The following is an 18,867-nucleotide window of genomic DNA, read 5'->3' on the forward strand; positions in this document are numbered from 1 at the left end:
GGTGGTAGCCCGGACGGTCACCGGTTCAGGCGGCGGCCGGTACCGGAAGCCCGGCACGGACGGTGACGTCCGCAGCCCCTGCTCCGACGCTCCGGCCGTCACTCCATGCCCTTCTTGCCCGGCGTCCAGAAGGGTTTGGTCAGAACAGCACGCCGGTCCCAGCCCGCTTCCTGGACGAGCACCCGCCGCACTGCCTGCACGTCCCGCGCCTCTCCGGCGACATAAGCGATGCCGCCCGGCGCGGGAGCGAGCCGCCGTACCGCGTCCGCCGGCGACGTCTCGCCGCGGAGGACCCACTCCAGCCGGTCGCCGTATGTCAGGGGCAGCCGGTCCGCAGCTGTCGCCGTCTCGATGCAGCCGGAGACGACGGCGTCCGCGGGCAGTGCCGCGAGCATCGCACCGAACGCGACCGAGGCCGTCTCGTCGCCGACGAAGACGTGATGTGCGGCCTCGGGGCGCAGCGTGAAGCCGCCCTCGGGGCGCCGAAGCCGTACCTGTGCGCCCGGTGCGACGCTGCGTCCCCATCGTGCGCCCGGTCCGTCCGCCGCGTGGTCCAGTACGCACAACTCGACGGCGCCCGACGGGTCGTAGTGCCAGATCGAGTAGGTACGGAGGGTGAGTCCGCCGACCAGGACCCGCACCTGTTGTCCTGGTTCCACCGCCAGACCGGCCAGTTGCGGGCTCTCGATGCGCAACCGACGTGTCCGGGAGCTGAGCTGCTCGGCCCCGGTGACGGTGCCGCGTATCGTCAGCAGGTCCAGGACAGGGTTCAGGACGGGGTTCAGAACGGAGGGCATGCAGGGGGCTCCTCATCGGGGCGGGGTGTCGTACCGAGCGGGGCGGAACCCCATGGTGCGCGGTGGACGCGGGTTCGCGACAGTGACTTGTCGGGTCGACGTACGCGTGACCGGCGATCGCGGCCCTCTGTCACCGCTCGGCAGCGACGGTCGCCGCAGCCGTTCCCGCCGGGCCTTCGTCAAACCGCCGCAGAGCACCGCGCGCCACGGACACATCGACGGCGCGACTGCGGCACGGTCACCCGTCCGGCGCGGAGACGTCCCGGCCGTCGGCCGGTTCCCCGGCCGCCGGGCCGCTGCCGGCCGTCTCGACAGCGGTCTGCTTCTCGGCCACCAGCATCTCGTTGACCCGGCGCAGCACGTCGAGGTGCGCCTCGTGGTAGAACTCGACCAGCGAGTGCAGGACGACCGACCGGGCGACGGCCTCGTCATGCCGGGAGTACGAACCCACGTCGTCGAAGACCGGGTACTCCGCCTGCTGGCGGCGGACCTCGGGAACCATCCGGCGGGCGATGTCCTGCCGCACCTCGTCCGGCGCGTCCGGCGGGAGCGCGTCGAACTCGGCGGAGACCTCGCTGCGCGGCTCCGCCATCTGCCGCTCGAACTCGGTCATCGCGGAGGGCGTGAGGAAGCTGGAGAACGCGACCAGGAACGCCCGGTCGTTGGCGGGCAGGTCCTTGATCGAGGTGGCGAGTCCGGCGGGCAGGTCCAGGGAAGCCCGCTCGTCGAGGATCGCCGCGAGCTCCCGTCGCAGCCGCTGCTGCCGCTCGATGCCCGCGGCCAGTTCGGCGTCCAGCGCCCGGAGTACCTGCTCCACCTCGTCGTCCGGTGCCTCGGCAGCCGGGATGTCCGACAGGGACACCCCGAGATCGACCAGCCGCCGGATGCGGAGCAGCCGCACCAGATGCGCGGCGCCGTACCGCTTGTAGCCGTTGTGCGCCCGCTCGGGCTCCTCCAGCAGGCCGATCTTGTGGTAGTGCCGCACGGTCTTCAGCGTCGTCCCGGCCAGTTCGGCCAGCTGACTGGTGCTCCACGCCACCGGATCGTCCCTTCCCCGCGCTCCTCCACCCCCGACGGCCGCACCGCGCCCGCCCACCGCCGCCGCGGTGGGCGGGCGTCGGGACGTCGGAGGCCCCGGAAGCTCCCATTCAAAACCGTGCCCCGGGGGCAGGGTCAATCCCGTGGACGGACGGACGGCACCGGCTGCCGAAGCGACGCGCCGTCACCGGGTGTTGACCGTGCCCCAAGGGCATGGAGTGCGATGGGTCGCGAACCCGACCGAGAAACCGGCTCTGGAGACCCCACATGAAACGACGACGCCCGATCGTCCGGACATCCGCCCTGGTGGCAGTCCTCGGCCTCAGTGTTCCCCTCGCCACCGCCCACGCAGCCACCGAGGACCCGAACGGTCCCGACGTGGAGTGGAGCGCCTGCCCCGACGACGTGCTCGCCGAAGCGGCCCCGGTCGACCTGGAGTGCGCCACCGTGTCCGTTCCGGTGGACTACGCCGACCCCGACGGGGACCACCTGGACCTGCTGATATCGCGGGTGGCCAGCAACAACCCCGAGCAGCGCCGCGGCACCCTCATGCTCAACCCCGGCGGGCCCGGCGGCTCCGGACTCTCGCTGCCCGCACTCCTGGTCAACCAGGGCATACCCAGCAGCGTGCTGGACACCTACGACCTCATCGGCATGGACACCCGCGGCGTCGGCCACTCGACGCCGGTCAGCTGCGGGTTCACGCTGGAGGGCGACTACTACTCCAACATCCCGCCCTTCGCGCCCGACGACGCGGCCGTGCTCCGCCAGGCGGACATCGCACGCCAGGCCGCCGAGGACTGCGAGGCCAACGACAAGAACGGGCACCTCCCCCACATGTCGACGGCGAACATCGCCCGCGACCTCGACTCCATCCGCGCCGCGCTGGGGGAGGAGAAGACCAGCTTCCTCGGCTACTCCTACGGCTCGGCGCTCGGCGCCGCCTACGCCTCGATGTTCCCCGAGCAGTCCGACCGGATCGTGCTCGACAGCATCGTCGGCGACACCTTCCTGGACCACGACGGCATGCGCCGCTTCGGGCACGGGATGGAGGAGGTCTTCCCCCACTTCGCCGACTGGGCCGCGGCGCGCCACGACAGCTACGGGCTCGGCAGCACCCCGGAGGAGGTCCGCGAGACGTACTTCTCCCTCGCGGAGAGCCTCGACGAGACGCCCGTCGCCGGCTTCGACGGCAGCCTGATGCGGCACATGAGCTTCGGCATGCTCTACAAGCCCACCCAGTACGCCAAGCTCGCGCAGCAGTGGCAGGCATTCGCGGCCGGGGACGCCGAGACGGTGCAGCTGCTCCAGGACGACGACACCGTCCCGACCGAGCCGGTGTCGATCATCGACAACCCGCTGTCGGTCTTCGCCGCGGTCACCTGCAACGACGTGAAGTGGTCCACCGATGTGGACGACTACCGGCAGGCCGTCGCCGAGGACCGCGAGGCCTACCCGCTGTTCGGTGCCGCCGGCGCCAACATCAACCCGTGTGCGTTCTGGCCCTTCGAGCAGACCGAACCGCCGGTCGCCGTCGACGACGACGGCCCGCAGAACGTGCTGCTGGTCCAGAACAAGCTCGACCCGGCGACCCCGCACCTCGGCGGTGAGATGCTCCGCGAGAAGTTCGAGAACCGTTCGCGGATGGTCAGCGTGGACGACGCCGGCCACGGCGTCTACGTCCTCAGCGGCAACTCCTGCGCGCTGAACACGACCACCCGCTACCTGGTCGACGGCGAGATGCCCGAGGACGACGTCCTCTGCGCCGCCGACTGACCCGCCCACCCCGCACACCCCGCGCCACCGGCCCCGGTCCACCGGAGTACGGACGCGAAGCCGCCGCCCCGGCCGCCCTCACCGGCTCCGGGGCGGCGGCTTTCACGTCGGCAGGACGGCCCCAGCGGCGTCCACCCCGGAGCCACCGGCCGTGGAGCGGGGCGGTGCTCTCTGCCCGCGTCACGGCACCGGGCCTGCCCGGGCGTGCGGAGATCGGGCGCCGACGTCATCCGTCGCGGCGCACGGCGCGTCGCTGCGTGGGCCGTCCTGTCGGCCTCCGCGGAGAGCCTCGGGCGTCGTCGCTCAGCAACGGCTGAGCGCCCCCGGGAAGCTGCGCTCCTCTGCCACTCACGGGACCGCCTCGTCACCGTCGCGAGCCGGAGCGTAGGAGCGGAGCACTCGGTGCACCGCTGCTTCCGCGACAGCACGGACGTCCTCCTCGCGCAGCGGCCGGGGAGACAGTCCGGCGCTGAACGAGAAGCCTTCGACCAGGGAGTGGAGATGGAGCACCTCACGGTCCAGTGCCTCCTCCTCGATCGAGCCGGGAGGTAGCGCCTCGACCAGCAGCGAGCGGATCGCTGCCATGGTGGCCGACGCGGTCGCGGCGACCTCCGCCGCGAGCGCCGGGTCCGTTCGTGCCATGACCCGGTATTCGAGGAGAGCCGCGTTCTCCTTCCGTTCCTGTTCGTTCGTGGGAGCGACGAACGTGATGACGTCGGCGATACGGGTGGCCGGGTCGCCGGAGAGCCTCGGATTGCGGTTCACGGCTCGCCGGATGAGCGTGCTGAGCGTGAACCGCATGACCTCGCCCAGGGTGTCGCCGAAGTAGTGGCGGATGCTGCCGACGGCCAGACCGGATCGTGCGGCGATGCGGGCGAGGGTCACTGTCCGGAGCCCGTGCGCGTCGATCTCGTCGATGACGGCATCTGCGACCTGCTCGCGGCGGAGGTCCGGGTCGACTCGTTTCGGCATGGCGCCAGCATACATCGAAGTGGCATGCCTGTGCTACGTTATCTAGCATGACCAAGCTAGATAAACCGTCGGGCGGTGCGCCCCGACAGCCCGCGGGACCGAGGAAGGGAGTGCCATGAGCGGCGCGGAGGAGACCTGGCCCGACGAGTCCGGGGCCGGACGCGAACAGGACGACGCCCTCCTCGGACTCGAAGGGCTCGACAGGCTCGAAGGTGCTCTCGGGGGGACCGCTCCTCGACCGGGTGCGCCGTTGCCGCGGTTCCGGCCCTCGCCCTCGCTCCAGCGGACACGCTTCGCGATCGAGTCGGCCGATGGGGCGACGATCACCGTGGACGTGGACCACGCGTCACAGCAGGCCTCGATGTACCGGAACAACCAGCATGTGCGGACTGCCGAGATGCCGGCGCGGTTCGCGGTGGGGCACGACCGGGTGGAGGTCGCGGCGACCCGGTACGGGATGCAGCGGATCCACCTGGTGCGTGCGGACGGTACGCAGCGACGCCTCGACCCCGCTCCCGGGACCCCCGAGCACTGGCGTGACCAGCTGTCGCGTCGTCACCCGAGAGTGGGGCGAACCCTGGCCGCCGGCGCGGTGATCGTCCTGGCCGTGAACCTCGCCGTCCTCGCGCCGCAACTACTCGAAGCCGTCTCCCACTCGGCGATCTGAGCGCGCTTCGCCGCGCCGCTCAGCTTTCCCGTGGCACTGCCGGCGTGGGCGAACACGGCGCTTGCCCTCACGGCGGCGCTCGCCGGCCTCGAGCGTGCTCTCACCTTCCGCCACAACCGTCTCCTGGACGTCGACACCGACGGCGTCGACACCTGACGGATTCCACCATGCCGCCGTCAACAGGAGCACCACTCGCAGCTCCTCCGCCGGACCGCTGCCGGCACCACCGCGGACACACCAGCAGAACTCTGACAAGCCCAGGAGGGAACCATGCGGACTCGCGATCGAGCGAAGAAGCCACGCACGTATCGTGCGCCTGTCATTGCCATAGCAGCGTCGACTGCGTTCCTCGTCGCCGGCTGCGCATCGACCCCGCCCCCGGACGAGCCCCCGCCGGCAGAAGATCTCCAGGGCTATCTCGAGCAGGACCTCGCCTGGGGCGACTGCGCGGGCAGCGCGACGAACACGCTGGACGAGGAGCTCTTCGCCAACCCCGAGCTGCAATGCGCCACGGTTGACGTCCCCATCGATTACGACAAGCCGGACGGGGACACCGCCCGGATCGCGCTTCTCCGGATTCCGGCGTCGGGCGAAGCGGAAGGATCCCTCCTGATCAACCCGGGCGGGCCGGCAGGTGCCGGTACCAGCTTCGTTGCCGCGAACCACCCGCTCTGGCAGGACAGCCCCGTCGCCGAGCGCTTCGACATCGTCGGCTTCGACCCACGCGGCGTCGGGGGCTCGACGCCCTCGCTCGACTGCTACAGCGACGAGGAGTACGACGCCGGAGAGGCGCCCGGCTTCGGGGCCGTGTACGACATCACCTCCGCCGCACAGGCGGCGGAGCTCGCCGACCGCTGCATCGAGGGGTCCGGCGGCGTCGAGAACCTGATCAACGTCGGCAGTGTGAACGTCGTGCGCGACATGGACATCATGCGAGAGGTCCTCGGCGACGAGAAGCTCTCGTTCCTGGGCTACAGCTACGGGTCCGAGCTCGGGGCCATGTACGCCGAGGCCTACCCCGAGAAGATCAGAGCCCTGGCGATCGACGGCGCGGTGGACCCGACCCTGACCCCTGCTGAACACCGGGTGTCCCAGTACGTCGCCGTCCAGCAGCGCTTCGACGAACTCGCCGCACTGTGCACGGAGACGCCGGAGTGCGTCCTGGGAGCAGAACCGGCCGATGCCGTCGACCGCCTGCACGACGTCCTCGAACCACTGGTCGACACGCCGGCGGTGGGCAGCGACGGTCGCGAGGTCACCATCTGGGACGCCTACCTCGGAATCAACGCCGGACTGTACTCGGAAGCGAGCTGGCCCGCGATCATCTCCGCGCTCGGCGCACTGGACGAGGGCGAGGCCGACGAGATCCTCGCCCTGCGCGACTCCTTCTACGGCCGCACCGCAGCGGGCGAACACACCATTGACCTCGATGTGAACATCGCGGTGCGATGCATGGACTGGCCCCGCCTCTCCCCGGAGGAGCAGGCTGCCGCGGCGCGCGAACTCGGCGAGGTGGCGCCCATGTTCGACCTCGACGCCCTGACCGGCGGCGACTTCCGTGACGAATGCGAGGCGTGGCCCGCGCCGCCGTCCCGCGACCAGCCCTGGGTCACCCCGACCAGCGACCTCCCCGACACCCTCGTCCTCGCGACCACCGGAGACCCCGGCACGCCCTACACGGGCGGCGTCACCCTGGCCGAGACCCTCGGCGCGAGCCTGCTGACGGTCGAGGGAAAGCAGCACGGCGCCTACCTCGTCGGTGGCAGCGACTGCGTCGACGAGATTGTCGACGCCTACCTCCTCGACCTCGAAACGCCGGCCGAGGGCGCTCGCTGTGCGCTGTAGTCCGCGCGAGTCCACGCCTCGACGTGACCGCCCACGCCATGGGCGACGGCATCCTCTCCGCAGGACACACCGCATCGCGTGACACACCGCATCGCGTGAGGAACAGCAACCAGGGGCCGCTCCGGGCGCCGGGTGTGCCGGACGCCCGGAGCGCCCGCCTCATCGCGTTCGCCGACGGTCCGCCCGCTACGACGCGCCCTGCTCGCGACTTCTCGCCGTGCACCGCTGTTCCAGGGCGTCGACGACCGGGTGAACGATCCCGGAAAGGAACTCGATGGACTCGGCGGGGTCCTGTGGGTACTCGGTGATGATCTGCACCTCAAGGGGGTACGGTTCGCCGCGGAACTCGCACTCGCCTTCTGCCATCGCAAGCCCCGGCCAGACGGCGACGGCATGTTCTCCGGGTACCGCGACCGGGTCTGCGTACGGTCCGGCCGGGTCGGCCCACTCGTCCGGGGGCGTGGTCAGGTCCGGGTACATCGCAACCCGCGCACCCAGCGAGAACGTCAGCGTGCCGTCGACCCTGTAGTGGCAGTACTCGGAGTTCTCACGAACCTCGTGCGCCTCCTCGAAAGGGGTGCCCGCCGGGAACGCGGCCTCCAGACCGACGTCCCGGGTGGAAACACCGCAGATGTCATCCGGAACGACAAATTCCGTCGACTCGCTGAACGAGCAACCCGCAACGCTAAGGGCAGAGCTCAGTAGAACCGCTGCCGCGATGTAGCCACGTCGATTCCTAGTGCGGCCTTTACGTGTCACGCGATCGGTCCTCCTGCGGGGCTGCGAAATGCTTGCAGCGCGCCCGGTTTCGTCAGCGGCGCGAAGCGAGTCAGGGGGAGACGGCGCTGGAATCGGCGGCCGCTCGGACTGTCCAGTCGTTCGCTCACTCTTCAAAACCGGTAGCCTTCCAGTGGAATCGAGTGCTGCGAGGTCCCCGGTGGGGCGGTTGTTTGAGGGAGGACCCCGGGTTCCCCGCTATTTATTCGTCTCGCCATCCCAGTTTTGCTCGACCGTCTCCCTGATCTCATCTCGAAAAGCCATGGCGGCGCCGCCTTCGCGATCCAATCCGTGTTCTTCGAGCGCAATCTCCATCGCTGCGATAGCCGATCCCTCTGCGCGCTTGCGCCCATTGTGGATGATCTCAACCCGCTCGTTGTTCGCATCTACTTCGTTCTCTTTGTTCTTCGGGTCGAAGAATCCTGCGTTGAGTTCGTCGAGGATCTTCGCAGCCGCGGTTCCTCCCATGGGGAGGCTATTGGTCGCACCGTCGGAGAGCATGTTCAGTGTGCGCTCGGCCCACTTTTGGCGAGTTTTACGATTCTCTTCGTCCAAGGTCTTGTCGTAGGCGACGTCTGCCTGCGACGCGGTCATAGTGGCGGCCACCCTCGCCCCGGGCGCGACCGCCCGACCGACAGCGTTCTCCCGGTTCATCTCCGGCTCCATCGGTCTACTGAGCGCCGCGTCGATTCGGCGTGCCGTCTCACCCGTACTGGCGCCGTCGATGGCAGCTGCGGCCTCGGGGTCCTTAGCGAGCTGTTCGATCAGCCGCCGGGTGCTGGGCAGGTCGTCGCGAATTTCTCGGCCATCGAGCTGGTCGCTCTCCATCAGCACGTAGGAGTCGAAGACCAGCTCGATGTGCTCGGCCGAAATGATGCCGAGCTGTGTGGTGCGGTAGCTGTGCGGACCCTTGGGATCGAGGAGGTGGCTGCGGGTTTCGTAGTAGTCGAAGACCTTGACGGCGATGTCGCGTTGTACCTCTGTCGGGACGCCCCTTGCCTCCTCGTGGTCGGCGTCGGGGGTGCGGCCGGTGGTGGCGGCGACGAGGGCGTCGGTGAGGCCGTGGCGTTCGGGGTTGGAGGGGGTGAGGGGGTATTCGGGGCCGGGGCGGGCGCCGTCCTCGTCCTCGCCTTGGAGCATGAGGTAGTCGAAGTGGTCGGTCATGACCAGGGTGGCGGCGTGGGGGTTGTTGTGGGCGATCATGCCGAGTTGGCGGTCGAGGAGGTCGACGGAGCGGATCTCGCCGGGTTCGCCGTAGGCGGCGTGGCGCCATTTCTGGGGGTCGGTGGCCTCGGCGGTGATCATGTCGTCGGTCAGCAGGTACAGGTACTGCGCCGACGCGGGCTGGTTGGTGGCTTCGAGGTGGTTGATGATCCGCTCGTAGCCGTAGTACGTCTCGCGGGGGTCGCCGGCGGGGTCGGGTGTCCTGGCCAGTTCGCGGTGGCCGTAGGCGGTGGTCTGGTCGAGGATGTCCTGCCAGCGTCGCCCTTCCGCGGTCCGCAGCCACTCCTGGAACTCCGGATCGTCCGGGTGGGCGTCCTTCAGCTTCGCCGGGACGCGGGTGGTGGTGGCCAGGACGGTGCCGATGCCCCGTTCGACCTTCGACACCAACGGCAGCAGCGCGGGGGAGATGGAGCTGCCCAGCTGCATCAGCCCCTCGACACCCAACGCGTCGGCGAGGGTGTCGGCGAACGCTTGGTTGTCCCCGTGCTGGTCCAGCATGTCCGCCACCCACGCCTGCTGGACCGGGTTGCCGCGCAGCAACGGGCCGGCCGCGTCCGCGACCTGCCGCGCCAGGGCTGCCGCGCCGCGGTTGCCGACCGGGGGCGGCGTGCCGCCCGGCTCCGGCAGCAGCGCGTTGACCGCGACAGCGACCTCGCCCTCGGTCCGCTCCGCGTGTTCCAGCAGCCGGCGCAGCTGGGCGGCGTATTCCTCGCTCGCCGCGAGGTGTTCCGGCTCGGGCTCGTAGATTCCCACCTGCTGCCACAGCGCCGCGACATCGTCCCGCAGGCCGCGCATCCGCTGGTCGATCGCCTGCATCTCCTGCACGTACCGCGTCAGCAACCGCACCAGACCACGGCCGTCCTCACCAAGATCCTCACCACCGCGACGCACACTGCGCGTCGTGGCCAGCAACTCCTCGGTGTGATCGGTCGCGTAGCTGCCGCCGAACGCCTGGAAGGTGTGATGGGTGTCGGCGCTGTCGGCCTCGACCGCCGCGGCCGACCGGCTCAGCGTCCCGATCAGCCGCTCCAACTCCGCCAGATCCCCCGAGTACGACGGTATGTCCCCCACACCGATCAGCGACCCGCTCACGTCACCTGCCCCCTTCTCCCTGCTGTCTGCGGACCGCGCCCGTCCCGGACACGGCCTCCCCACCCCTGCCGGCGGGGCTCCGCCCCGCGGTGATCTCATCTGTAGCAGCGCCGACAACACGGGTGCAACGGGTGACCGGCGGATGTCACAGTGTTGTGCCACGCACCGGCGGGAACGGAACCGGAGAGCGGGCCGCGGCGTGATCGCAGGGGCCGGCGGCTGACGAGTGACGGGGGCGGGATGACGTACTGGGACATCGACATCGAGGGCGCGGCAGGGGCTCTCAGCAGGTTCGCGAGTCGAGCCTCGGGAGTGAAGGACCACCAGGAGAGCTACCCCGAGACCGCGCGTGAGGCAGCGCAGGCCGTCGGCGGGTTCACCGGCATCCGGGTGAGCGAGGTGAGGACCGCGGTGGAGCACTACGCGGCGCGGTCGGAGCGTCAGATCGAGGAGATCGGCCGCTGCGCCGACCGCTCGGAGGACGGTGCCGTCCTGGCGGTCGATGCTCACTGCGAGGGCGACCTCACCATGGAGGACAGCGCGCGGGACCGGGGCGACGCCGACTTCACCCTGACCCCGGGGGACCGGTACCGCAGCACCGACGGCCGGCCGGCGTTCTGACGCGACGCGCCCGCCCCGCGAACGTCGGGGTGGAGGTCGGCGCCGGGCACCCCGGACGCGTCAGCGCGATCGCGGGCGGAAGCGGCGAAGCGCGGCGAGAGTCTGTCAGAAGCGGCGGTGGCCGAGGCCGGCGGCTGGGCCGCCCGCCCGGTCGTCGGTGTCGCCCGCCCGGTCGTCGCCGTTGGCGGCTTCCTGCTGCGACGCCGGGCCCCGGCCGGCGGTGCCGAAGTAGTCGAACCCGCCGGTCGCCGGCTGCGGGCGCCGCGCCCGCGGCGGCTGCTGGGCCGGGGGACGCGGCTGCGGCACCGGGCCGGAAGCGGGGGCCGCAGAAGCGGGGGCGGTGGGGGCCGGGGCGCCGGGGCGCGTCTCACGGTCGGCGTGGGCGGCCTGCTGCCGCTGCCGGTCGGCGTTGCGGACGAGGTTGCGCAGCGCGTCGTACGCCTGGAGGTAGGTCAGCGAGGTGGGCTTCCCGCCGGCGGTCCGGTGGTCGGTGGCGCCGGACGGCAGGGCGCGTGCCGGGCGGCTCGCCTCCAACGCGATGCGGCGGCGGCCCTCCAGCGCGTTGGCGCGGCCGTTCTCCGCCATGGCGTAGCGGCGCAGGAGTTCGGCGTGCTCCCCGCGGAGCCGGGCGAGGTCGATGCGCTTGCCCTGGAGTCGGTGCTCCAGCGCGGTGGCCTGGTCGGTCGCCGCCTCCAACGCCGCCTGCAACTCGCTGACCTGGGCGTCCACCGCCTGGCGGTTGGTGCGCTCGTTCGCCAGACGGGTCTCGGCGACGTTCTCCCGCTGTCGGAGCAGCACGGCGCCGGCGACGGCGGCGCCCGCGGTCGCCGCGACCAGCAGCGCCGGGAACAGCCCGAGGCCGTCGGCGGTGAGAAGGGCGAGTCCGGCGGTGAGGACCGCGCAGCCGCCGACGGCGGCGGGGATCAGCAGCCGGTTGGGCGGGATGTATCGGTGACGTCCGCGTGCCATGCCGGAAACCTACCGTGACGCGGCGTGGCGCGGGAGGGCGCAACGGGATTGTTGTGCGGTTCGGCCGGTACCGGTCGGCGCGCGCCGACCGGGCGCGCCGGCCAACGCCGTTCGGTGGCGCCCCGGTTGGCGGGGCGCCACCTGTGGCGGCCGGGCTCAGCCGTCGATGAGCCCCTTGTCGACCAGGTAGTCGCGCGCGGCGTCGACGGCGCGGACCCGCTCCGCGTCGACCTGCCGGTTGAGCTCGACCAGGTCGTCGGTGGTGAGGGTGGAGGTCAGCTCGTTGAGGACGTCCACCACCTCCTGGTTCTCGGCGGTCGTGTCGTTGAGCACCGGCAGGATGTTGTCGGCCTGCTGCAGGTTCTGGTTGTCCTCCAGCAGCACCAGGCCGAAGTCGGCGAGGGTGCCGTCGGTGGTGGTGACCAGCGCCAGCTCGTTGGTGCCGTTCTGGACCGACTGCTTGGTCTGCGCGGTGCCGACGCCCTTGGGGTCGACCTCGGTGATGTCGATCCCGTAGACCTCCTCCAGCCCCGGCTGGCAGAACGGCCGCTCCACGCAGTCCTCACCGGCGGCGAGCCGGATGGGGAGTCCGGACTTGCCGAGGTGGGTCAGGGTGGTGAAGCCGTTCTCCTCGGCGAACTCCTCGGTGACGGCGAACGCGTTCTGGTTGACGGCGTCGCCGTAGTCCAGCACCGTCAGCCCGCGCGGTTCGACCAGCTCGATGAGGGCGTCGCGGGTGGCCTCGGGGTCGCTGGAGGCGACGGGCTCGGCGTCGGGGCCGTTCTCGTCCCGGTTGAAGTACTCGGCGGTGGTGGCCAGGTACTCGGGCACGATGTTGATCTCGCCGCTCTCCAGCGCGGGGGCGTACAGCTCGCGGCCCCGGACGGTCTGGATCTCGGTGTCGAACCCGGCGTCCGCGAGGATCTGCGCGTACAGCTCGGCGGTGATGGTCGCCTCGGTGAAGTCGGCGCTGCCGATGACGAGGGTGTCGCCGTCGCTGCCGCCGGTCTCGGTGGTGTCGGACCCGGTGTCCGTGTCCGAACCCGAGTCGGACTCCTCCAGGCTCTCCCCGCCGCACGCGGTGAGGGCCAGGGCGAGCGTGAGGGCCGTGGCGGCGGTCGCGAGCGGTGCGCGGCGAAGGGTGGTGCGGGCGGATTTCACGGTCTGGGTGTCCATTCGTCGAGGGCGCCGCCGGCGGCGGTAAGAGGCGTGGTGCCCCGGTCAGGGACGGTACTGAGCGGGTACGGCGAGGGTGTGTCGGCGATGTGACGTCGCGGGCGGACCGGGTGGGGGGTCCGCCCGACCGGTCGGCGCGCATGCACCTACCCGCTGCGAGCCGGTCAATTCCTGATTCGTCGTACGATCCGCCGATCGGACCGATGGGCTCGGGGTGAGGGCGTGTGGGCCGGCGCCGCCGGGCCCGACGCAAGCGGTCAGGCGGCGGCCGTCGCCCCGCGCCGGTGGTGTCAGGCGGCGCCCGCCGGCGCGCCCACGGCGCGGGCGCCGTCCTCCCGCTCCTCGGGTGGCAGCTCTCCGCCCCCACCGCCACCACGCACGCGCGCGCGGCGGCCCGGGGTGAGCAGCCGCTGCGCCCCGACGAGCACACCCTCGACGACCAGCGCGAGCGCGGCGACCAGCACCGCGCCGGCGACGACCTGCGCGGTGTTCTGGTTGGCGAACCCGGCGGTGATGATGCGTCCCAGCCCGCCGCCGCCGACCAGCGCCGCCAGGGTCGCGGTGGCGACCACCTGCACCGTCGCGGTGCGGATGCCGGTCATGATCATCGGGAACGCCAGCGGCAGCTCGATCCGCAGCATCAGCTGGCGCGAGGACATGCCCATGCCGCGCGCCGCCTCCACCACGTCCGGATCGGCCTCGGCCGCGCCGACATAGGCGTTGGTGAGCAGCGGCGGCAGGGCGAACAGCACCAGCGCGATGACCGTCGGCGTCGTCACCCCGCCCTCGCCGAGCGGGGTCAGCATCAGCACGACCAGCACCGCGAAGGTCGGCACCGCCCGGCCGGCGTTGGTGATGTTGACGGCGACGGCGCTGCCCAGGCGCTTGCCGCGGCCGCCGCCGCCCGAGGCGACCGGCGTGTGGCCGAGCCAGAGCGCGAGCGGCAGGGTCAGCAGGCAGGCGATGACCATGGAGACGCCGGTCAGGTAGAGGTGCTCTCCCAGCCGGGTCCAGATCCCGCCGGGGCCCGCCCAGTGCTCGGCCGTGGTGAGCCAGGTCCAGGCGTCGAGGAACGCGTTCACCGGTCGGCCTCCTGTCGGGCGCCGGGCGCCCCCGCGGCGATGGGACGGTCGTCGCCGGCGGGCTTGGCCAGCGGGTCGGTGTCACCGCCACTGCCCGGCGGCACGGCGCCGGCGCCGCCGTCCGGGGGGTGCCCGCCGTCGCCCGGGCCGGGGGCGCCGCCCCGGCGCCGGCCGCGGCCTCCCCCGTCACGCGCCCGCGCCCAGGGGGTGAGGGCCCGCTGGAGGACGAGCAGCAGCACGTCGGCCACGACGGCCAGCACCACGCAGAGCACCGAGGCGGTGAGCACCTGCGCCTTGAAGAGGCTGTCCATCCCGCTGTAGATGAGGTTGCCGAGGCCGCCGTTGCCGACGATGGCGCCGACGGTGGTGAGCGAGACCGCGGAGACCGTGGCGATCCGCACCCCGGCCATCAGCGCGGGCAGCGCCAGCGGCAGCTCCACCCGGAAGAGCAGCCTTCCGGGGCCGAAGCCCATGCCGCGCGCCGCCTCCCGCGCGTCCTCGGGGACGCCGTCGAGCCCGGCGAGCATGTTCCGGACCAGGATGGTGAGCGAGTAGAGCACGAGCCCGCAGACGACGACCGACGCCGAGAGGCCGAAGACCGGCAGCAGCAGGGCGTACATCGCCAGCGTCGGGATGGTGTAGACGACCGTGGTCAGGGTGAGGACCGTGCCGGTCAGCCGCCGGTAGCGGCGGGCCAGCAGGGCCAGGGGGAACGCCAGGAGCACCGCCAGCACGACGGCGGTGCCGGTGATGGCGATGTGCTGGAGCGTGGCGTCGACCAGCTCCTCGCGCCGGGTCCGCAGGTACTCCCCGCAGATCCACGCGTTGGCTGTCAGACAGTTGCTGGCACTCACCGGGAGAACACTATGCGGCGCGACTCGTGAAAATGAAGATCCTACGAACGTGTCCGTGGGGGAAGATGGATCGCATGCTGCGCTTCGAACAGGTCACCAAGCGGTACCCGGACGGAACCCTCGCCGTGGACAACCTGTCGCTGGAGGTGGCCGAGGGCGAGCTGGTCACCCTGGTCGGTCCGTCCGGCTGCGGCAAGACGACCACGATGAAGCTGGTCAACCGGCTGGAGGAGCCCACCTCCGGCCGCATCCTGCTGGACGGCGAGGACATCGCCGGCATCCACCCCGTCGCCCTGCGGCGCCGCATCGGGTACGTCATCCAGCAGGGCGGCCTCTTCCCCCACCGCACGGTGCTCGACAACACCGCCACCGTCCTCCAGCTCCTGGAGTGGAAGAAGCCCGCGGCCCGCAAGCGCGCCGCCGAGATGCTGGACCTGGTCGGCCTCGACCCGTCCGTCTACGGCTCCCGCTACCCCGGCCAGCTCTCCGGCGGCCAGCGGCAGCGCGTCGGCGTGGCACGCGCCCTCGCCGCCGACCCGCCGGTGCTGCTGATGGACGAGCCGTTCGGCGCCGTCGACCCCGTGGTCCGCGAACGGCTCCAGAACGAGTTCCTGCGGCTCCAGGCGGAGGTCCGCAAGACCGTCCTCTTCGTCACCCACGACATCGAGGAGGCCGTGCGGCTCGGCGACCGCATCGCCGTCTTCGGCCAGGGCCGCATCGAGCAGTTCGACCCGCCGGCCACCCTGCTCGGCGCCCCCGCCACCGACTACGTGGCCCAGTTCGTCGGCGCCGACCGCGGCCTCAAGCGCCTGTCGGTCACCGCCGTCGAGGAGGGCGACCTCGAACAGCCCCCGCTGGTGGACCTCGGCGACGACATGGCCGACGCCGCGACCCGCATGCGCGACAGCGGCGCCCGCTGGGCGGTCGTCCTCGACGGGTCCGGCAACCTCCACGGCTGGGTGCCGCGCCCCGCCGCCGGCAAGTCGGTCACCGGCCGGGTCGCCGACCACGCCCGGCGCATGGAGGCATGGCTGCCGCTCGGCTCCTCGCTCAAGCAGGCGTTCGGGATGATGCTCCAGTACGACGCGGGCTGGATCGCGGTCCTCGACGGCGACCGCTTCCTCGGCGTCCTCACACCCGCCCGCCTCCACGAGGCGCTGCGCCGCTCCATCGACGCCGACGCCCAGGACGTCGAACGCGCCGAGGTCCGGCTGGAGACGCTGCCCAACGGCCCCGCCTGACGGCCCCGCCCGGCGGGCGCCGCGCACCCCCGCGGGAGCGGGCGCCGCCGGTCCGCGGACGTCGGCCGTGGACCGCGCTGCGGGACGCGGGCCGGCGAACCGGGGGAGCGGCGCCCAACCCCCGCTACCGGCCGTTCCGAGCCGCCGCAGCATGGCGTGATGTGTGGGCCGCGCGTCGTTGACGCCCACCGCGCCCCGTCCCAGGGTGGACGGTGTGGACACACGCCGCGTCGTCTTCGTGATCTTCGAGGGGTTCCAGGCCCTCGACCTCCTCGGGCCCTACGAGGTCTTCGAACAAGCCCGCCGGCACGGCGGCGGCTACCGCTGCGAGATCGCGGCCCGCCGGCCCGGGCCGGTCCGCAGCAGCGGTGGGGTCGTCATCGACGCCGAGCGCGGCCTGGCGGCGGTCCCGACCGCCGAGGTGGACACCCTCGTCCTGGCCGGCGGGGAGGGCGTGGACGAGGCGCGCCACGATGCGGAGCTGACCGCCTGGATCGCCGCATGCGCCGACTCCCGCCGCGTCGCCTCGGTGTGCAGCGGGGTGTTCCTGCTCGGCGCGGCCGGACTGCTCGCCGGACGGCGTGTCACGACCCACTGGGGCCGCGCCGACCAGCTCGCCCGGGAGCACCCGGAGGCGACGGTCGACCGGGACCCCGTCCACATCCGCGACGGCTCGGTCTGGACCTCGGCGGGGGTCACCGCCGGGATGGACCTCGCGCTCGCGCTGGTCGAGGACGACATGGGCCGCGACACCGCCCACGCCATCGCCCGTGAGCTGGTCCTCTTCCTCCGCCGGCCCGGCACCCAGTCGCAGTTCAGCGTTCCGCTGTGGTCCGCCCAACCGGCCACCGAGCCGATCCGGGCGGCGGTCGCCGCGGTCCACACCGATCCCGGCGCCCGGCACACCGCCGAGGAGCTCGCCCGCCGCGCCGGGCTGAGCCCCCGCCACCTGCAACGGCGGTTCACCGCCGAACTGGGCGTGCCACCGGGCGAGTACGTCGAGACGGCGCGCGTGGAGGCTGCCAAGCGTGCCCTCGTCGCAGGTGAGGAGCCGGTGGCGACGGTCGCCCGCCGCTGCGGCTTCGGCACCGCGGAGACGTTGCGCCGCACCTTCCACCGCCGGGTGGGCGTCAGCCCCTCCGACTACCGCGACCGCTTTCGCACCAGCGGGGAGCGGGCCGCCCGCTGAGGCGGCGCCCCTTCCCGGGGGCCGGAGAGCGCGGCCGAGTCGGGGCGCCCGCGCTCCGCGCCGTACGCCCGGAAGAGCAGCACCGACGGCAGAGGCCGACCGGACCGCCCCGCCGGGAACCGCCCGCCCGGGACCCCGCGCCGCCGGACCCGCACGACCGACCCACCGGCACCGCACAGCCGACACCGAGGAGCAGGCATGACGACATACGGGCTGTTGATCTTCGACGGCGTGGAGGAACTCGACTTCGTCGGACCGTGGGAGGTGCTCACCAACTCCGCGATACTGCGCGACGCCGGCGACCGGGCGGTGCTGATATCCGGCTCGTCCGACCAGCTCCGCCCCGTGGTCTGCAACAAGGGCATGCGGGTGGTCCCCGACCACACCCTGGCCGACCACCCGCCGCTGGACGTCCTGCTGGTCCCGGGCGGCCCCGGGGTGACGCGCGCCGTCACCGACCCGGCGCTGATCGGATGGGTCGGCCGGGTCGCCGCGGATGCCCGGTGGGTCACCTCGGTCTGCACCGGCGTCCTGCTGCTGCACGAGGCGGGCCCGGCCCGCGGCCGCCGCGTCGCCACCCACCACTCCTGCGAGGACGCGCTGGAGGCGCAGGGTGAGGTGACCGTGGTGCGGGACGCCCGGTACGTCGTCGACGGGTCGCTCGTCACCAGCCAGGGCGTCTCCGCGGGCATCGACATGGCGCTGTGGCTCGTCGGGCGCCTGTACGGCAGGGACCACGCACGGGCGGTGCGCCGGCACATCCAGTACGACCCCGCGCCGCCCTACCTGGCCGACGAACCGCTCGGCTGAGCGGCCACCGCGCCCGCTGGGCCCGCCCGCCGCGCCCGTCCGTTGCGCCCGTCCGTTGCGTCGCAGCCGCGGCGGGCCCGGGGGTGGCTTCAGGCGGGGGAGCCCAGCGGGCCGTTCTCGTCGTCCTCGGGCAGCCGGCAGATCCGCTCCAGCCAGAGCGCCGCGGCGCACACCGCGACACCCATGAGCACGCAGAGCCCGGCGTAGATCGCCTGGTCGCGGCGGGCCGACACGTCGAGGTACTCCAGCACCAGGAAGATGCCCAGCCCGCCGTAGACACCGGAGACGACCGAGACCACCAGCGCACTCGCCTGACCGAGCACCACCGCGCGCGCGGCCATCATCGGCTCCACGCCGCGCGCGCCGGGCCTGCGCTCCCTGGCCGCCTTGATACGCGACCGGAGCAGCAGCGCGGTGGCCAGCAGCACCGCGGCGATCGCGCCCAGCGCCACCGGCGCCAGCAGCGGCACCGCCGGCAGCATGCCGTGCGAGTCCATCAGCCCGGCCGCCGCCCAGGCGAGGACGAACGCCCCGGCGAACAACCCGAGCAGCGTGCCGATCCGCAGTTGCGTCACCGCGCCTGTCCCTCCGCACCGTCGGGGCCATCCCCGGCCGTGTACCCGTCTCGTGTCCGTGCGCGCCCCGGCGCGGGGCGCGGGGCGTGTCACGCCCGGGCGACCGCTCGGGCCGCCGGGGGTGACGCTACCGGGCGCGGGCGGTCCCGCGCGCCCCGGCCG

Annotated in this window: 18 protein-coding genes; 8 read left to right on the forward strand and 10 right to left on the reverse strand. The window is 72.3% G+C overall.

The window, feature by feature from the left end:
- Window positions 1-98 precede the first annotated feature (98 nt).
- Together HCN56_RS02210 and HCN56_RS02215 are read right to left on the reverse strand one after the other, a co-directional pair.
- A complete protein-coding gene (locus HCN56_RS02210) occupies window positions 99-797 on the reverse strand; it encodes a siderophore-interacting protein (RefSeq protein ID WP_245245827.1) in 699 nt (232 codons plus the stop codon).
- 238 nt (window positions 798-1,035) lie between these two features.
- On the reverse strand, window positions 1,036-1,836 hold the full coding sequence (locus tag HCN56_RS02215) for a helix-turn-helix domain-containing protein (protein WP_167967716.1): 801 nt from the start codon (window positions 1,834-1,836) through the stop codon (window positions 1,036-1,038).
- Window positions 1,837-2,102: 266 nt separating this feature from the next.
- Here HCN56_RS02215 and HCN56_RS02220 point away from each other — a divergent pair, with 266 nt between their 5' ends.
- Window positions 2,103-3,611 (forward strand): alpha/beta hydrolase, encoded by a 1,509-nt coding sequence (locus tag HCN56_RS02220; protein WP_209312243.1) that lies wholly within the window; start codon window positions 2,103-2,105, stop codon window positions 3,609-3,611.
- Window positions 3,612-3,959: 348 nt separating this feature from the next.
- Here HCN56_RS02220 and HCN56_RS02225 read toward each other — a convergent pair whose 3' ends face one another.
- On the reverse strand, window positions 3,960-4,583 hold the full coding sequence (locus HCN56_RS02225) for a TetR/AcrR family transcriptional regulator (RefSeq protein WP_167967717.1): 624 nt from the start codon (window positions 4,581-4,583) through the stop codon (window positions 3,960-3,962).
- 115 nt (window positions 4,584-4,698) lie between these two features.
- Between HCN56_RS02225 and HCN56_RS02230 the strand changes: the two genes are divergently transcribed.
- The 3 genes from HCN56_RS02230 to HCN56_RS02235 all read left to right on the forward strand — a co-directional run bounded on the left by HCN56_RS02230 (window position 4,699) and on the right by HCN56_RS02235 (window position 7,095).
- Entirely contained in the window at window positions 4,699-5,250 is a 552-nt protein-coding gene (locus tag HCN56_RS02230; RefSeq protein WP_167967718.1) for a hypothetical protein, read from the forward strand.
- A 30-nt stretch (window positions 5,251-5,280) separates the two neighbouring features.
- On the forward strand, window positions 5,281-5,406 hold the full coding sequence (locus tag HCN56_RS26890) for a hypothetical protein (RefSeq protein WP_280923216.1): 126 nt from the start codon (window positions 5,281-5,283) through the stop codon (window positions 5,404-5,406).
- Window positions 5,407-5,520: 114 nt separating this feature from the next.
- The gene (locus HCN56_RS02235) at window positions 5,521-7,095 is read left to right on the forward strand and encodes an alpha/beta hydrolase (RefSeq protein WP_167967719.1); all 1,575 of its coding nucleotides are present in this window, start codon (window positions 5,521-5,523) and stop codon (window positions 7,093-7,095) included.
- A gap of 186 nt (window positions 7,096-7,281) precedes the next feature.
- Here the strand turns inward: HCN56_RS02235 and HCN56_RS02240 are convergent, their stop codons facing one another.
- Complete coding sequence (locus HCN56_RS02240) at window positions 7,282-7,854, reverse strand: hypothetical protein (protein WP_167967720.1); 573 nt, start codon at window positions 7,852-7,854, stop codon at window positions 7,282-7,284.
- Between the two features lie 216 nt (window positions 7,855-8,070).
- Complete coding sequence (locus tag HCN56_RS02245; RefSeq protein WP_167967721.1) at window positions 8,071-10,188, reverse strand: hypothetical protein; 2,118 nt, start codon at window positions 10,186-10,188, stop codon at window positions 8,071-8,073.
- A 240-nt stretch (window positions 10,189-10,428) separates the two neighbouring features.
- Between HCN56_RS02245 and HCN56_RS02250 the strand changes: the two genes are divergently transcribed.
- Window positions 10,429-10,809 (forward strand): DUF6507 family protein, encoded by a 381-nt coding sequence (locus HCN56_RS02250; protein ID WP_167967722.1) that lies wholly within the window; start codon window positions 10,429-10,431, stop codon window positions 10,807-10,809.
- A 105-nt stretch (window positions 10,810-10,914) separates the two neighbouring features.
- On the opposite strand, the gene HCN56_RS02255 is transcribed toward HCN56_RS02250, so the two are convergent.
- The 4 genes from HCN56_RS02255 to HCN56_RS02270 form a co-directional block, all read right to left on the reverse strand.
- Window positions 10,915-11,778 (reverse strand): hypothetical protein, encoded by an 864-nt coding sequence (locus HCN56_RS02255; RefSeq protein WP_167967723.1) that lies wholly within the window; start codon window positions 11,776-11,778, stop codon window positions 10,915-10,917.
- 156 nt (window positions 11,779-11,934) lie between these two features.
- Window positions 11,935-12,954: an ABC transporter substrate-binding protein gene (locus tag HCN56_RS02260; RefSeq protein WP_167967724.1), complete on the reverse strand. Its 1,020-nt coding sequence runs from the start codon at window positions 12,952-12,954 to the stop codon at window positions 11,935-11,937.
- 290 nt (window positions 12,955-13,244) lie between these two features.
- Window positions 13,245-14,036 carry an ABC transporter permease gene (locus tag HCN56_RS02265; RefSeq protein ID WP_167967725.1) on the reverse strand — a complete coding sequence of 264 codons (792 nt, stop codon included), beginning with the start codon at window positions 14,034-14,036 and terminating at the stop codon, window positions 13,245-13,247.
- On the reverse strand, window positions 14,033-14,890 hold the full coding sequence (locus HCN56_RS02270) for an ABC transporter permease (RefSeq protein WP_167967726.1): 858 nt from the start codon (window positions 14,888-14,890) through the stop codon (window positions 14,033-14,035). The genes HCN56_RS02265 and HCN56_RS02270 overlap by 4 nt, the downstream gene beginning before the upstream one ends.
- Before the next feature lie 74 nt (window positions 14,891-14,964).
- Here HCN56_RS02270 and HCN56_RS02275 point away from each other — a divergent pair, with 74 nt between their 5' ends.
- The 3 genes from HCN56_RS02275 to HCN56_RS02285 all read left to right on the forward strand — a co-directional run bounded on the left by HCN56_RS02275 (window position 14,965) and on the right by HCN56_RS02285 (window position 18,130).
- Window positions 14,965-16,131 (forward strand): ABC transporter ATP-binding protein, encoded by a 1,167-nt coding sequence (locus HCN56_RS02275; protein WP_167967727.1) that lies wholly within the window; start codon window positions 14,965-14,967, stop codon window positions 16,129-16,131.
- A 214-nt stretch (window positions 16,132-16,345) separates the two neighbouring features.
- Entirely contained in the window at window positions 16,346-17,320 is a 975-nt protein-coding gene (locus tag HCN56_RS02280) for a GlxA family transcriptional regulator (protein ID WP_167967728.1), read from the forward strand.
- A 198-nt stretch (window positions 17,321-17,518) separates the two neighbouring features.
- Window positions 17,519-18,130, forward strand: coding sequence for a DJ-1/PfpI family protein (locus tag HCN56_RS02285; protein WP_167967729.1), 612 nt, complete (start codon window positions 17,519-17,521; stop codon window positions 18,128-18,130).
- An 89-nt stretch (window positions 18,131-18,219) separates the two neighbouring features.
- Here the strand turns inward: HCN56_RS02285 and HCN56_RS02290 are convergent, their stop codons facing one another.
- On the reverse strand, window positions 18,220-18,705 hold the full coding sequence (locus HCN56_RS02290; RefSeq protein WP_167967730.1) for a DUF3180 domain-containing protein: 486 nt from the start codon (window positions 18,703-18,705) through the stop codon (window positions 18,220-18,222).
- Between the last annotated feature and the right edge of the window lie 162 nt (window positions 18,706-18,867).

Source organism: Streptomyces lonarensis, assembly GCF_012033735.1.
In the GTDB taxonomy this organism is placed as follows: domain Bacteria; phylum Actinomycetota; class Actinomycetes; order Streptomycetales; family Streptomycetaceae; genus Streptomyces; species Streptomyces lonarensis.

Coding starts and splice junctions, on each gene's coding strand:
- HCN56_RS02230 (WP_167967718.1), top strand. CDS start 4,699: ATGAGCGGCGCGGAGGAGACCTGGCCCGACGAGTCCGGGGCCGGACGC.
- HCN56_RS02275 (WP_167967727.1), top strand. CDS start 14,965: ATGCTGCGCTTCGAACAGGTCACCAAGCGGTACCCGGACGGAACCCTC.
- HCN56_RS02220 (WP_209312243.1), top strand. CDS start 2,103: ATGAAACGACGACGCCCGATCGTCCGGACATCCGCCCTGGTGGCAGTC.
- HCN56_RS02225 (WP_167967717.1), bottom strand. CDS start 4,583: ATGCCGAAACGAGTCGACCCGGACCTCCGCCGCGAGCAGGTCGCAGAT.
- HCN56_RS02210 (WP_245245827.1), bottom strand. CDS start 797: ATGCCCTCCGTTCTGAACCCCGTCCTGAACCCTGTCCTGGACCTGCTG.
- HCN56_RS02285 (WP_167967729.1), top strand. CDS start 17,519: ATGACGACATACGGGCTGTTGATCTTCGACGGCGTGGAGGAACTCGAC.
- HCN56_RS02250 (WP_167967722.1), top strand. CDS start 10,429: ATGACGTACTGGGACATCGACATCGAGGGCGCGGCAGGGGCTCTCAGC.
- HCN56_RS02235 (WP_167967719.1), top strand. CDS start 5,521: ATGCGGACTCGCGATCGAGCGAAGAAGCCACGCACGTATCGTGCGCCT.
- HCN56_RS02255 (WP_167967723.1), bottom strand. CDS start 11,778: ATGGCACGCGGACGTCACCGATACATCCCGCCCAACCGGCTGCTGATC.
- HCN56_RS02260 (WP_167967724.1), bottom strand. CDS start 12,954: ATGGACACCCAGACCGTGAAATCCGCCCGCACCACCCTTCGCCGCGCA.